The organism is Gammaproteobacteria bacterium (assembly GCA_013696315.1).
Classification (GTDB): domain Bacteria; phylum Pseudomonadota; class Gammaproteobacteria; order JACCYU01; family JACCYU01; genus JACCYU01.
In genome coordinates this window covers 12,976-26,744 of the sequence record JACCYU010000107.1, presented here as the reverse complement: position 1 = coordinate 26,744, position 13,769 = coordinate 12,976, and the positions used below count along the sequence as shown (strand labels likewise).

Annotated in this window: 13 protein-coding genes and 1 tRNA gene; 7 read left to right on the top strand and 7 right to left on the bottom strand. The window is 61.6% G+C overall.

Features of this window, described 5'->3' with window-relative positions:
* Positions 1–42: 42 nt before the first annotated feature.
* From ileS to murJ, 3 genes are all read right to left on the bottom strand, one after another.
* On the bottom strand, positions 43–2,862 hold the full coding sequence (gene ileS, locus H0V34_06610) for an isoleucine--tRNA ligase (protein ID MBA2491380.1): 2,820 nt from the start codon (positions 2,860–2,862) through the stop codon (positions 43–45).
* An 82-nt stretch (positions 2,863–2,944) separates the two neighbouring features.
* On the bottom strand, positions 2,945–3,874 hold the full coding sequence (gene ribF / locus H0V34_06605) for a bifunctional riboflavin kinase/FAD synthetase (GenBank protein MBA2491379.1): 930 nt from the start codon (positions 3,872–3,874) through the stop codon (positions 2,945–2,947).
* A complete protein-coding gene (gene murJ, locus H0V34_06600; GenBank protein ID MBA2491378.1) occupies positions 3,874–5,517 on the bottom strand; it encodes a murein biosynthesis integral membrane protein MurJ in 1,644 nt (547 codons plus the stop codon). The genes ribF and murJ overlap by 1 nt, the downstream gene beginning before the upstream one ends.
* Before the next feature lie 79 nt (positions 5,518–5,596).
* On the opposite strand from murJ, the gene rpsT reads away from it, so the two are divergent.
* Positions 5,597–5,863 (top strand): 30S ribosomal protein S20, encoded by a 267-nt coding sequence (gene rpsT / locus H0V34_06595; protein ID MBA2491377.1) that lies wholly within the window; start codon positions 5,597–5,599, stop codon positions 5,861–5,863.
* Positions 5,864–5,931: 68 nt separating this feature from the next.
* Here the strand turns inward: rpsT and H0V34_06590 are convergent, their stop codons facing one another.
* From H0V34_06590 to rplU, 4 genes are all read right to left on the bottom strand, one after another.
* Positions 5,932–7,053, bottom strand: coding sequence for a glutamate 5-kinase (locus H0V34_06590; protein ID MBA2491376.1), 1,122 nt, complete (start codon positions 7,051–7,053; stop codon positions 5,932–5,934).
* Positions 7,031–8,065, bottom strand: coding sequence for a GTPase ObgE (gene obgE, locus H0V34_06585; protein ID MBA2491375.1), 1,035 nt, complete (start codon positions 8,063–8,065; stop codon positions 7,031–7,033). Before obgE ends, H0V34_06590 begins: the two co-directional genes overlap by 23 nt.
* Positions 8,066–8,160: 95 nt before the next feature.
* Positions 8,161–8,418 carry a 50S ribosomal protein L27 gene (gene rpmA / locus H0V34_06580; protein MBA2491374.1) on the bottom strand — a complete coding sequence of 86 codons (258 nt, stop codon included), beginning with the start codon at positions 8,416–8,418 and terminating at the stop codon, positions 8,161–8,163.
* Between the two features lie 14 nt (positions 8,419–8,432).
* The gene (rplU, locus tag H0V34_06575; protein ID MBA2491373.1) at positions 8,433–8,744 is read right to left on the bottom strand and encodes a 50S ribosomal protein L21; all 312 of its coding nucleotides are present in this window, start codon (positions 8,742–8,744) and stop codon (positions 8,433–8,435) included.
* A gap of 134 nt (positions 8,745–8,878) precedes the next feature.
* Here rplU and ispB point away from each other — a divergent pair, with 134 nt between their 5' ends.
* The 6 genes from ispB (at position 8,879) to spoT (ending at position 13,675) form a co-directional block, all read left to right on the top strand.
* Positions 8,879–9,847 (top strand): octaprenyl diphosphate synthase, encoded by a 969-nt coding sequence (ispB, locus tag H0V34_06570; protein ID MBA2491372.1) that lies wholly within the window; start codon positions 8,879–8,881, stop codon positions 9,845–9,847.
* A gap of 15 nt (positions 9,848–9,862) precedes the next feature.
* A tRNA-Pro gene (locus H0V34_06565) sits at positions 9,863–9,939 on the top strand.
* A gap of 102 nt (positions 9,940–10,041) precedes the next feature.
* Positions 10,042–10,335, top strand: a complete 294-nt coding sequence (locus H0V34_06560) for a hypothetical protein (GenBank protein MBA2491371.1) — start codon at positions 10,042–10,044, stop codon at positions 10,333–10,335.
* Between the two features lie 135 nt (positions 10,336–10,470).
* A complete protein-coding gene (gene gmk, locus H0V34_06555) occupies positions 10,471–11,082 on the top strand; it encodes a guanylate kinase (GenBank protein MBA2491370.1) in 612 nt (203 codons plus the stop codon).
* A 49-nt stretch (positions 11,083–11,131) separates the two neighbouring features.
* A complete protein-coding gene (gene rpoZ, locus H0V34_06550; GenBank protein ID MBA2491369.1) occupies positions 11,132–11,482 on the top strand; it encodes a DNA-directed RNA polymerase subunit omega in 351 nt (116 codons plus the stop codon).
* Positions 11,483–11,503: 21 nt separating this feature from the next.
* The gene (spoT, locus tag H0V34_06545; GenBank protein ID MBA2491368.1) at positions 11,504–13,675 is read left to right on the top strand and encodes a bifunctional GTP diphosphokinase/guanosine-3',5'-bis pyrophosphate 3'-pyrophosphohydrolase; all 2,172 of its coding nucleotides are present in this window, start codon (positions 11,504–11,506) and stop codon (positions 13,673–13,675) included.
* Positions 13,676–13,769: the final 94 nt, after the last annotated feature.

The window sequence follows — 13,769 nt, the reverse complement described above, 5'->3', positions numbered from 1 at the left end:
CGGGTTAGATGGCGTTAGCCTCCGTGCCATTCCAGCCATCACTTACGCATACTTTCGCTGCTCGCCCGCGCCGGCAACGTTGGCGACGCAACGGCCGCACAAGTGCGGGTGCTGCGCGTGTTGTCCCACGTCTTCGCGGCGGTGCCAGCAGCGTACGCATTTTGAATGTGAGACCGGCGATGCCCGGATATCAATTGTGGCGCCGCTCGCAAGCCGCGCTTCCCGCGCCTCGGCCGGGCGCTGATGCAGCGGCAGCGCGCGCGCGTATGACGTGATCAGCAGAAATCTCAACTCGTCTTCCAGACGTTTCAGCAGTTCCAGCATTGTACCGTCGCAATAGAGCGTGACATCGGCATCCAGCGATGCGCCGATCTCGCCGGCGTTGCGCAAGCTCTCCAGTTGCTTGCCGACGGCGTCGCGGATTTCGATCAGCCGGGTCCATTCGGCGTGGTCAAACACGGCGTCATCACCCAGGGAGAACAAGCCATCGTGCCAGGCGCTCAAGAAAACGGATTCGGCGCGCGCGCCGGGCATCGATCGCCAGATCTCCTCGGCGGTAAAACTCAAGATCGGGGCCAGCCAGCGCACCAGCGCCTCATTGATGTGATACATCGCGGTCTGCGCGGAGCGGCGGATCGCGCTGTCAGCCTGCGCCGTGTACTGCCTGTCCTTGATGATGTCGAGGTAAAACCCGCCCATCTCCACCGCGCAGAAACGGTGCACCTGCTGATAAATAAGATGGAACTGATATTCCTCGAACGCCTGGCGTATCTGCCGCTGCAACAGTAGCGCCTGATCGACCGCCCAGCGATCCAGCGCCAACATGCGTTCCGGCGGAACCTGATGCAGCGCGGGATCGAAGCCGTGCAGGTTCGCGAGCAGAAAGCGGGCCGTGTTGCGAATGCGTCGATATGCGTCGGCCGTGCGCTTGAGAATCTCGTCGGAGACCGCCATCTCGCCGCTGTAATCGGTGCCCGCCACCCACAAGCGCAGAATATCCGCACCCAGGGTTTTCATGACCGTCTGCGGCGAAACGACGTTACCGCGCGACTTGGACATCTTCTGACCAGACGCGTCCACCGTAAAGCCGTGCGTGAGCACTTGACGATAAGGCGCGTTTCCGCGCATGGCGATCGAGGTCAGCAGCGAGGACTGAAACCAGCCACGATGCTGATCAGAGCCTTCAAGGTATAAGTCGGCCGGAAATCCAAGCTCTGGCAGCTGCTCCAGCACGCAGGCATGCGTTACGCCGGAATCGAACCATACGTCCAGCGTATCGGTAACTTTTTCGTATTCGGTGTGACTATCACCCAGAAGGTCGCTCGCGTCCAGGTCAAACCATGCATCGATGCCGCCAGCCTCAATCCGCGCCGCGGCGGCCTCGATGAGCTTCGGTGTGTCCGCGTGCAATTCGCCGGTTTCGCGATGTGTAAACAACGCGATCGGCACCCCCCACTTGCGTTGCCGCGAGATGCACCAATCGGGACGATTGCGCACCATGCCGTCGATACGCGCCTGGCCCCAGCCCGGTATCCAGCGCACCTCGCCGACCGCAGTCAGCGCCTGTTCGCGCAGGCGCTGTTGCTCCATACCGATAAACCATTGCGGCGTGGCGCGGAAGATGATCGGCGTCTTGTGACGCCAGCAGTGCGGGTAGCTGTGCGTGAGCATCGCCTGATGTAGCAGCGCGCCTCGCGCTTTCAGCACTTCGATAATGTGTTTATTGGCCTGTTCGACCGGCTCGCCCGCAAACAACTCGGTGCCGGGCAGAAAGCGGCCGTCGCCGCCGACCGGATTGTCAATCGGCAGGCCGTAACGCCGCCCGACGATATAGTCGTCCTGGCCGTGACCGGGCGCCGTGTGCACCGCGCCGGTGCCGTCTTCGGTCGTGACGTGCTCGCCCAGCACCACCGGCACTTGTCGCGCGTAGAACGGATGCTGTAAGCGCAGATGCTCCAGCGCCTTGCCTTGCGCGCGGCCGAGTATTTCCCCGCGTTCCCTGCCATAGCGTTCGAGCGCGCGAGCTAGCAGTGGCACGGCGAGTACCACTCGCTCGTCTTGCAGTTGCACCAGCGCGTAAGAAAACCCCGGATGCAGCGCGACTGCCTGATTGGCGGGCAACGTCCAGGGCGTGGTCGTCCAGATTAGCACCGACACGGGCCCGTGCCCTCGATCGTCCAGCGGCCATCTATCCAGAAAAGCAGCCTCGTCCGCGGCTCTGAATCGTACGTCAATGGCGTGCGAAGTCTTGTTTTCATACTCGACTTCGGCCTCGGCCAGCGCGGAGCCGCAATCCACGCACCAGTGCACCGGCTTGAAGCCCTTGAACACATGGCCGCGCGCAATAACCTGCCCAAGTGCGCGCACGATACCGGCTTCATAGCGATGATCCATCGTCAGGTACGGATTGTTCCATTCTCCGAATACGCCCAGGCGAATAAAATCGCGCCGCTGTCCATCGACCTGCCTGCCGGCAAACTTCCGGCAGGCCGCGCGAAACGCTCTGGCGTCAATCCTCGCGCTTGTCTTGCCGGCTTTCTTCTCTACCTGCAACTCGATGGGCAGCCCGTGGCAGTCCCAGCCCGGCACATACGGAGAGTCGAAGCCACTCAGGGTTTTGCTCTTGACGATGATGTCCTTGAGGATCTTGTTGACCGCGTGACCGATATGAATATCGCCGTTGGCGTACGGTGGGCCATCGTGCAGGATGAACTTCGGCCGACCCGCGCAAGACTCTCGAATCCTGGCGTATAAATCCATCACCGCCCAGCTTTTCAGCATTTCCGGCTCCCGCTGCGCGAGATTGCCGCGCATCGGAAAGTCGGTTTTCGGCAGGTTGAGGGTGTGTTTGTAATCCGTCACGAGGTTGTTATCGATGCCAAAAAAGAGCAGAAGTTTACCCGCTTTGGGAACGGACGTTTAGTGCGCGCCCGTTGTTGCGAATTTACCGCCTGTTGAAGAACTGCCTGGTTGCCGCTACATCGCTCGCGATCTGGGTTTTCAGCGCGTCAAGCGAATCGAAATGCGCTTCGCCTCTGATTTTGCGCAATAGCTCCACTCGCAAATGGCGACCGTAGATATCTTCGTTGAAATCGAGCAAATAAACTTCCAGGCGATACTCCGTGCCGTTGACCGCCGGTCTGCTGCCGATGCTGGCCGCGCCGGGGAGCGGTTCCCGCTCAAGCCCGAACACGTCCACGGCGTAGATGCCGTGGACTGGCGGCAACGGCCAGCCCAGCGCCAGGTTGGCGGTCGGAAAGCCCAGCGTCCGGCCCAGTGCATCGCCGCGCCGAACGCGTCCGCACAAGCAATAGTGCCGGCCCAGTAAAGCCTCGGCCGTCCTCATATCGCCACGCTTGAGCGCTTGCCGGATGCGCGTGCTGCTCACCCGTTCGCCCTCGACCTGAAACGTGGGCATGCTGGCCACTTCGAAGCCGTAAGCGCTGCCGGCGGCGCGCAGCGTATCGAAATTCCCCTCCCGATTCTTGCCGAAATGAAAGTCGTCGCCCAGCACTAGGTAGCGTATACCCAATCCCTGGATCAGTATCCGGTCGATGAACTCGGTGGCAGTCATAGCCGCCAGTGCCGCGTCAAAACGCAGGCACAGCACACTATCGATTCCGTGTTCTCGCAATACCATCAGCTTCTCGCGCAAACGGGTCAAACGCGCCGGGGCCGAGGGCGGATGCAGGAACTCGCGCGGCAACGGCTCGAAGATGATTGTCACGGAAGGTAATTGCCCGTCCGCGGCGCGGGCGGCAAGCTTTGTCAATACCGCCTGATGCCCCAGATGGACACCATCGAAATTGCCGATGGTCGCCACACAACCACCAGGCGCCGCGCGCAGATTGTACAGACCGCGGATCAGCTCCATCAGGCCGCGCCCGCGAACTGTCGCGGCCTGGCGCCCAGCAGCGCCAGGCTTAGTACGTACGCAGCCGCACCCAGCGCGATGAGGGTGCACAAATGCACGCCGCGCTGAATCGCCGCCCATTCGCTCCATGCCCCCGGCGCTGGTGTCATCATGAACAGCACGCCCCCCATCACCGCCGTCGCCGCGATTACCCTGAGCGTCAGCCCGGCCCAGCCCGGCTGCACGCGATAAACGCCGTCACCGCGCAGCCGGCGGTATAATAGACTGGCATTCAGGTATGCCGATAAAGTCGTACCGGCCGCCAGCCCCGCATGCGGGCCCGGGATATCGAAATAAATCCACGGCGCCACGATGAGCACATTGAGCGCCATGTTGGACAGCACCGCAATCACGCCAATGCGCACCGGCGTACGCGTATCCTGCCGCGCGTAAAACCCTGGCGCCAGCACCTTGATCAAAATGAACGCCGGCAGCCCGGCGCCATAGGCGATCAGGCTCATGCTGGACATCCCCGTATCGATGGCCGTGAATTCGCGGTATTGAAGGAGGGTCGCAATTATCGGTCCGGCGAGCAGCACCAGCCCGGCCGTGGCGGGCACCGCGACCAGCACGGAGATGCGCAGCGCCCAGTCCAGCGTCTGGCTGAACGCCGGTCCCGACTGGCGCGTATGCTGTTGCGACAAGCGCGGCAGAATGACGGTGGCGGTGGCCACGCCCAGCAGCGCCAGCGGCAGCTCCACAAAGCGGTCGGACGCGTACAGCCAGCTAATGCTGCCGACGGCCAGGAACGATGCGATCATGGTGTTGAACAATACGTTGATCTGCACCACCGACGAACCGAAAATCGCCGGCCCCATCAGGCGCAGAATGCGTCGCACACCCTCATGAGCGCGCGCGAGCCGCGGACGTGGCAGCAGATTCAGCCGATACAGAAATGGAAGCTGAAACGCCAATTGCACCACACCGGCGATAAAGACGCCCCACGCCAGGCCGGTGATTGGCCGCTCGAAGATGGGCGCGAGCCACACGCTAGCAGCGATCAGGGACAGGTTCAAAAATACCGGCGTGAACGCCGGCACGGCGAAGCGGCCGACGCTATTCAGAATGCCGCCCGCCAGCGCGGTTAACGATATGAAAAAAATGTACGGAAAGGTGACGCGCAACAAGTCCACGGTCAGTGCGTGTCGCTCCGGGTTGTCCATGAACCCCGGCGCGAACATCGATACCAGCAGCGGCGCCGCGATGACGCCGGTCGCGGTGATCAGCATCAGGATTACCGCCAGCGTGCCGGCGACGTGATCCACCAGTTCCGTGAGCGCGGCCGCTTCGCGATGCTCCCGGTATTCCGAGAAGATTGGTACGAACGCCTGCGCGAACGCGCCTTCGGCAACCAGTCGCCGGAGAAAATTGGGAATGCGGAACGCGACAAAAAACGCGTCCGTACCGCCGCCGGCGCCAAACGAGATGAACACCACGGCGTCGCGCGCGTAGCCGAAAATGCGGGATATGAAAGTCATCCCACCAACAGTGGCGGTGGATTTGAACAGTCTCTGGGTCAGGGCGGCATCCAGGCGAGGGTTGTGCGCAGGCGAAGATACAGGCAACCCGCGCGCGGGTACAAGTCGGCCGCACCCGTCACGCATTGCCGCCGCGTTGACAATGGGCCACGCGCGCGGCATATTACGCTACTTTTTTTAGACTCAAACATTAAGGGAAATCAGGTTGGCAAATTCAGCAACAGCCAAGAAGCGCGCACGGCAGGCTGTAAAGCGGCGCGAACGCAATGTCAGTCAGATGTCCAGAGTACGCACCTACATCAAGAATGTGGTCAAGGCGATCGCCAAGGGCGACAAGGCGGCCGCGGAGAGCAGCTACGAACGCGCCGTGCCGATCATTGACTCGACCGCGACGTCAGGTCTGATTCACAAGAACAAGGCTGCTCGCCACAAAAGCCGTTTGCACGCGCGTATCAAGGCAATGCAGGTCTAGGGCAATCCTGGCCCGGCGTCACCGCGGAGATATAACGGGCGCTGCGCCACGATTAGGCATACACGCCGTTAAACCAACACCAGATTATCCCTGTGAATCAGTTCCGGCTCGGCGACGTAGCCCAGCGCTGATTGAATTTCGTGACTCGGCTTGCGCATGATCTGACGTGCATCGCCAGCGTCGTAGTTGACCAGGCCGCGCGCGACCTCCTCTCCCTGCGCATCGATGCAGGCCACCATATCCCCTCTTACAAATGCACCGCGTACGTCGGTGACGCCGATCGATAGCAGGCTGCTGCCGCGTTCGCGCAGCACGCGCGCCGCGCCGTCGTCCAGCACCAGCGCGCCCCGTACTTCGAGCTGATTGGCGATCCACTGCTTGCGCGCGGCCAGCGGTTCGCGGCTGGGCAGCAACAGTGTGCCCAATGTTTCGCCGCCGGCGAGACGTTCGAGCACGCGGGGTTCGCGCCCGCAGGCGATCACGCTCGCCGCGCCGGAGCGCGCGGCACGCCGCGCGGCGTACAGTTTGGTTACCATGCCGCCGCGGCCGATGTCGGTGGCGCTCGGTCCCGCACAGGCCTCCAGCGACGGATCGGCGGCCTGCGCTGTGTCGATCAGCTTGGCAATCGGGTACGAGCGCGGATCGCGATCGTAAAGTCCTTGCTGATCGGTAAGGATTATCAGCAGTTGCGCCTCGACCAGATTGGTTACCAGTGCGGCCAAGGTGTCATTGTCGCCGAAACGGATCTCGTCGGTGGCCACGGTGTCGTTCTCGTTGACCACGGGAATGACACGCAGACTCAGCAGGGTCCGCAAGGTGGTGCGCGCGTTGATGTAGCGGCGCCGGTCGGCAAGATCCTCACGCGTGAGCAAAACCTGGGCGCTGTGAATGCCGTGACTCTGAAGATGCGATTCATACGCCTGAACGAGACCCATCTGACCGACCGCGGCCGCGGCCTGTAACTGGTGCAGCGCCTGCGGGCGCCGGCGCCAGCCAAGCCGGCTCATACCTTCGGCAACCGCGCCGGACGATACGAGCACAACGTCTTTGCCGGCCTTGCGCAAGGCCGCGATCTGTTCCGACCAGGAATGGATGGCCGCAAGATTCAGGCCGCGACCGTTATCGGTGATCAGCGAGCTGCCGATCTTGATTACCCAGCGGGGCGCTTCAGCTAACTGCTTGCGATTCAGCGTGGTGCTCCTCCAGATAATTCATCACACGCAAGGTCAGCTCATCGGTCCCTTCCCGCGTGGCGGCCGATACCATAAACATCGGGCCGCGCCAGTCCAGCCGCTCGCGCAGGTCGTGCTTGATGGTCTCGCGCCGTTTGGAACACAACAAATCTATCTTATTGCAGACCAGCCAGCGCTCTTTGGTGGCGAGCGACGGATCGAATTTATCCAGCTCCGCGGCGACTGCCGACACTGCCTTCGCCGGCTCGTTTTGTCCGGACAGCGGCGCAACATCGACAACGTGCAGTAACAGCCGGGTGCGGGCAAGATGCTTCAGAAACCTTATGCCCAGCCCCGCGCCATCGGCGGCGCCTTCGATCAGACCGGGAATATCGGCCATGACAAAACTGCGGATGGGCGCGATTCGCACCACCCCCAGATGCGGATAAAGCGTAGTGAATGGATAATCGGCGATCTTCGGGCGCGCCGCGGAGACGGCGGCGATGAGGCTGGATTTGCCAGCATTGGGCAGACCGAGCAGACCCACGTCCGCCAGCACCTGCAACTCCAGATGTAACATCCGCGCATCGCCCGGCTGCCCTGGCGTGGACTGTCGCGGCGCGCGGTTGGTGGAGCTTTTGAAGCGCGTATTGCCGAGGCCGCGGCGACCGCCTTGTGCGACCAGCAACCGCTCCCCGTCGCGCGTCAAATCACCGATCAGTTCCTGCGTCTCCGCGTTTATTACACGCGTGCCGACCGGTACGTCAATGACCAGGTCATCTCCCTGTCTGCCCGTGCGATCCTTGCCCATGCCGCCCTGCCCGCGCGGCGCGCTGAACAGACGCGCATGCCGGAAGTCCGCCAAGGTATTGAGTGCGCGCAGTGCATGAAGGTACACGCTGCCGCCGTCGCCACCATCACCGCCGTTGGGCCCGCCGCGCGGAATGAATTTTTCGCGGCGGAAACTGACGCAGCCGTTACCGCCGTCACCCGCCCGGACCTCGATGTTTGCTTCATCGACGAACTTCATGCGGTTTGATGGGCCCGATGTCGCTGTCTCAACCCTGCGTACACAAAAAAGCCCCGGCCAGGCGGGGCTTTTCTTAAATCTTCCATGGCGAAGGGTCAGCCAGCGACAACGCTCACATATTTGCGTTGCCGGGCTCCTCTGGTTTCAAATCGCACCTGCCCGCTGGCGGTGGCGAACAGGGTATGATCGCGGCCCAGGCCGACATTTACACCGGGGTGAAAGCGCGTACCCCGCTGTCGCACTAGTATGTTGCCGGACAGCACCTGTTCGCCGCCGAAGCGTTTTACGCCCAGACGCTTGGATTCCGAATCGCGGCCGTTGCGCGTGCTGCCGCCCGCTTTTTTGTGTGCCATACTTGCCTGCGCTCCTAGTCGCCGATGCCGGTAATTTCGATTTCGGTGTAGCTCTGCCGGTGACCCATCTGCCGCCGGTAATGTTTGCGGCGACGGAATTTCACGATTTTAATCTTGTCGCCGCGCCCGTGCGCTCTGACCTTTGCGGTTACCTTGCCGCCGTCGATAAACGGCGTCCCGACAGAGATGTCGTCTCCGTCGGTAACCATTAGCACCTGCTCGAAGTCCACGGTGGCGCCGACGTCAGATGTCAGCTTTTCGACACGCAGAACGTCGCCTTGTGTAACCCGGTATTGCTTGCCACCGGTCTTGATTACGGCATGCATAGTTTGATATTCGATTTATGCTAAAAAAAAGATGGCGAAGTGTATCGGCTTGGCGCAAAGGGGTCAAATACAGGAGGTTGACGACGCCGGCGGGCGACCCTAGCATGCTAAAGAATTCCCGCAACGATACCCTCATGAATCTGGAACAGGTCAACGCCCTGGTCGCGCGCGATATGACCGCAGTTAACGATACCATTCACCGGCGGCTGCAATCGCAGGTGGTGTTGATCAATCAGTTGAGCCATTACATCGTTAACAGCGGCGGCAAACGCCTGCGGCCGATGCTGGTGCTGCTGGCGGCCGGCGCCTGCGGCTATCGCGGCCAGCGTCACATCGACATGGCCACGATTATCGAATTCATTCACACCGCGACCTTGCTGCACGACGACGTGGTCGACGCCTCGGAGTTGCGCCGCGGACAGGAGACGGTCAATGCGATCTGGGGTAACGAGTCCAGCGTACTGGTAGGCGACTTTCTCTATTCCCGCGCGTTCGAGATGATGGTGGAAGTCGGCAGCCTGCGCATCATGCGGATTCTGGCGCGCGTCACCAACACCATCGCCGAAGGCGAAGTCATGCAGTTGCTCAACTGCCGTGATCCTGGCACCACCGAGGCGCGCTACATGGAGGTGATCGAGAGCAAGACAGCCAAGCTGTTCGAGGCCGCCAGCCAGACCGGCGCCGTACTCGGCGAAGCGAGCGCTCCTAAGGAACGCGCACTGGCGGCCTACGGCATGCACCTCGGCACCGCATTTCAGCTGATCGACGACGCGCTGGACTACAGCGCCTCGGCCGAGCAGATGGGCAAGAACGGCGGCGCGGACCTCGCCGATGGCAAACCGACCCTGCCGTTGATCTATGTCATGCATCAGGGTACGCCTTCGCAGGCGCGGGTGGTGCGTCAGGTTATCGAACGTGGCGGCGCGGAGCGCATCGACGCGGTGCTGGAAGCCGTTGAATCCACCGGAGCCATTGCATACACTGAGACGGTTGCCCGGCAAGCGGCGGATAATGCCATTGACGAACTCGCCGAGTTGCCGGACTCAGCGTACAAACAGGCGCTCATTGCCCTGGCCCGCTTTTCGGTTAACCGCAGTTTCTGAACATATTGAACAAATCGGAGTGTAGCTCAGCCTGGTAGAGCACTGCCTTCGGGAGGCAGGGGTCGGAGGTTCAAATCCTCTCACTCCGACCATTTTATGGAGCGCTGGGCCTTTAATTTTCAGTGGCGATAGGGCGCACCAGCGCGCAGCAGATTAAGTTCGGGATTGGCGCCTGAGCGGCAAAGCAGGATTATATGCAGGCATTGGAAAGCATACGTAACGCGTCGCCGATACTCATAGGCAGTTTCGGTATTGCGCTCGCCTGTCTGGTGACGATACTGATGACGCGCAACCGCAAGGTGACCATCGTCTGCATGCAGGTATTGCTCTCGGTAACGCTGATTTTTGCCCTCTACAGCACTTTTTTTGTGCTGTACATGGGCGGGCAGCCCAGTTCCACGTCCCCAACTGAGGAGGCCGCCTCGGGCGATACTTCAGGTGACACCTCAGGCGATACTTCAGGCGCTACGGACTCCACAATGCCCTGATCGGGCGCGTTTCCCTGTAGACGCACTTTGCAGGCTCAAGCTCGATATCGCCTAATAACTCAGGCGGGCGCCACGAACAACCGGCGTCGCCATTCGCCCTGACCGATGCCAAATACAGCCCCCCCCACCGGCAACTTGCCCGGCACATTATTGATAGTCGCAGCACCTTCCGGCGCGGGCAAGACCAGTCTGGTGCGCGCACTTTCGGAGTCACTGGTGGGCGTGGTGGTTTCGGTATCCCACACGACCCGTCCGCGCCGTCCGCGCGAGCAGGAGGGCGTGCATTACCATTTTGTAGATGACGCCAGATTTCAGGACATGGTCGACGCCGGCGAATTTCTCGAGTACGCGCAGGTGTTCGATCGGCGCTATGGCACCGCGCGCGCGAGCGTGCAGCACAAGCTCGCGCAAGGACTCGATGTCATACTGGAAATCGACTGGCAGGGCGCCCGCCAGGTGCGCCAGAACCTGCCTCATTGTCTGTCGATCTTCATTTTGCCGCCCTCGCGGCAGGCCCTGGAACAGCGGCTACGCGCGCGCGCGCAGGACAGCGAGGAAACCATCACTGGCCGCATGCGCGCCGCGGTGCAGGAAATGCGTCACTACGACGAGTTCGATTACCTGGTCGTCAACGATGATTTCAACCAGGCGGTAGAAACGCTGAAGGTAATAGTGCTGGCCAGCCGCCAGCGGCTCGTATCGCAGGCTATCGCACGCCTTGAGCTGCTGGGGACTTTGCTGGCTTAGCATCGGATGATGCTCTACACTGCGATGTCAATGCTTTTTTGAGGTTAATATGGCTCGTATTACCGTAGAAGACTGCCTGGAGAAAGTCGATAACCGCTTTCAGCTGGTGCTGATGGCCAGCCGCAGGGCGCGCCAGCTTGCCCGCGGCGTGGAGTCATACGTCGAGTTCCAAAACGACAAGCCCACGGTCGTAGCGCTGCGTGAGATCGCGGAAGGACTGATCGGTCCCGAGGTGCTGGATCAGCCCGTAATGGAGGGCTGGGAGCACGACCTGGAGACGCGCCGCAGCCGGGTGTACATCGGCGAGGACGATATTGTCGATGAGCCGGGTTTCGGGGACGCGGAAAAAGTACGCGCTTTCAAGCCCGTGCGTGACGAGCACGAGCAACCGGGGCACTGAATCCCGCCGGTCGCGGCCGTAATGGCTGACGCTGTCATATCCGCACCCGCCGACCGGGCCATCGATGACCCGACACGCTTTCAGGTCGGCCATCTCTGCGCGCTGCTGGAATCCTATCTCGAACCCGCGCAGATAGAGCGGGTGCAGCGCGCGTACCTGTTCGGGGCGCAGGCGCACGCAGGTCAGACCCGACTCACAGGCGAACCCTACATCTACCATCCGCTGGCCGTGGCGCACACCATGGCCGACATGCGCATGGATGCCGACAGCATCATCGCCGGCATCCTGCACGATGTCATCGAGGACACCCCCACCGCGAAGGAGCAGGTCGCGCGCGAGTTCGGGCAGGACGTAGCCGAACTGGTCGACGGGGTCAGCAAGCTGACGCATCTCAAGTTCGAATCCCGCGCCGTGGCGCAGGCGGAGAACTTCCGCAAGATGATGCTGGCCATGGTCAACGATCTGCGCGTGATCGTGGTCAAGCTCGCGGATCGTCTGCACAACATGCGCACCTTGCAGGTGATGCCGCCGGATAAACGGCGACGCATCGCGCGTGAAACCCTGGAGATCTACGCGCCGATCGCGCAACGGCTGGGCATGAATACCTTGCGCGGCGAACTCGAGCAGCTCGGATTCGAGGCCTTGTACCCGAACCGTTACCGTCTGCTCGATACCGCCGTCAGGCGCAGCCGTGGCAACCGCAAGGAGCTGCTGGCCAGGATCGAGACCACCTTGCGTAACCGTCTGCTGGAAGCCGGCATCGAGAGCCGCGTGCTCGGTCGCGAAAAAAGCCTGTACAGCATCTACAAAAAGATGCGGCAGAAGCATTTGTCGTTCAGCCAGGTGTTCGACGTGTTCGCGCTGCGTCTGGTGGTAAAAAATGTCGATACGTGTTATCGCACGCTGGGCGCGATCCACAATTTATACAAGCCGGTGCCCGGCCGCTTCAAGGACTACATCGCGATCCCCAAGGTCAACGGGTATCAATCGTTGCACACCGTGCTGTTCGGTCCGCACGGTATCCCTATCGAGACCCAGATTCGCACAGAAGAGATGGATCGTGTGGCGCGCGTCGGTATTGCCGCACACTGGCTTTACAAATCTGGCGACAATTCCGGCATCAAGGCGCACGCGCGCGCTCACCAATGGCTCAAGGACGTGCTGGAGATCCAGCAGAGTGCGGGCAACTCACTGGAATTCCTGGAAGGCATCAAGGCGGACCTGTTCCCCGATGAAGTCTATGTGTTTACGCCAGCGGGCGAAATTCGTGAACTGCCGCGCGGCGCGACCGCCGTGGACTATGCGTATTCGGTGCACACCGATGTAGGCAACACCTGCGTCGCGGTCAAGATCGACCGCCGTCTGGCGCCGCTGAACTCCGCGCTGCAAAACGGCCAGACGGTGGAAGTCATCAACGCGCCCAGCGCGAAGCCCAATCCGATCTGGCTTAACTTCGTGGTGACCGCCAAAGCGCGGGCGAGTATTCGTCACTTTCTCAAAAACCAGCAGCATGAAGAGGCCGTGCGCCTGGGTCGCCGGCTGCTGGAAACCGCGCTCACGGCTTACCGGCTCGATATCGCCGGCATCGCCAGGCAGAACATCGAACTGTTGTTGAAAGACCTCGGGCTCGACAGCCTCGATGCGCTCTTGAAAGACATCGGTCTCGGCGGCCGCATGGCGCAACTGGTGGCCCGGCGCCTGGTCGACACGGCTGACCGGCCGCCGGACGAAGCTCGTTCCGAGGCCGGCCTGTCGCTGGCGATACAGGGCACCGAGGGTATGGTGGTCAGTTTCGGCAAATGTTGTCTGCCCATCCCCGGTGATCCTATCGTCGGCGTGATGAGCGCCGGGCGCGGGCTGGTAATCCATCGCGATTCCTGCCGCAACGTGGCCGTGCATCGTGACAAGCCGGACAAATGGATACATGTATTCTGGTCCCCGGCGCCAGCCCGCGATTTCACCACCGCGATCCGCGTGCAGTCCGTAAATCAGCGCGGCGTGCTCGCGGTGCTTGCGGCCAAGCTTTCCGATGAGGGCTGCAACATCGAGAACGTGTCGTTCGAGGAACGCGACGGCATCACCACCACCATCATCTTCGTGGTGACAATTCAGAATCGCAAGCACCTGGCGCGCATCATGCGCGTCGTACGCAATACGCCGGAGGTGTACAGGGTGCAGCGCGCCAGAGGCTAGCCGGGCGGCGCGTCGTCACTTTGCTTCCGGCGAAGCCTTGGTCGCGCGGAGCTCATGGCTCCCAGCTTATTGCGCGTTTAGCGATGAACCCTGG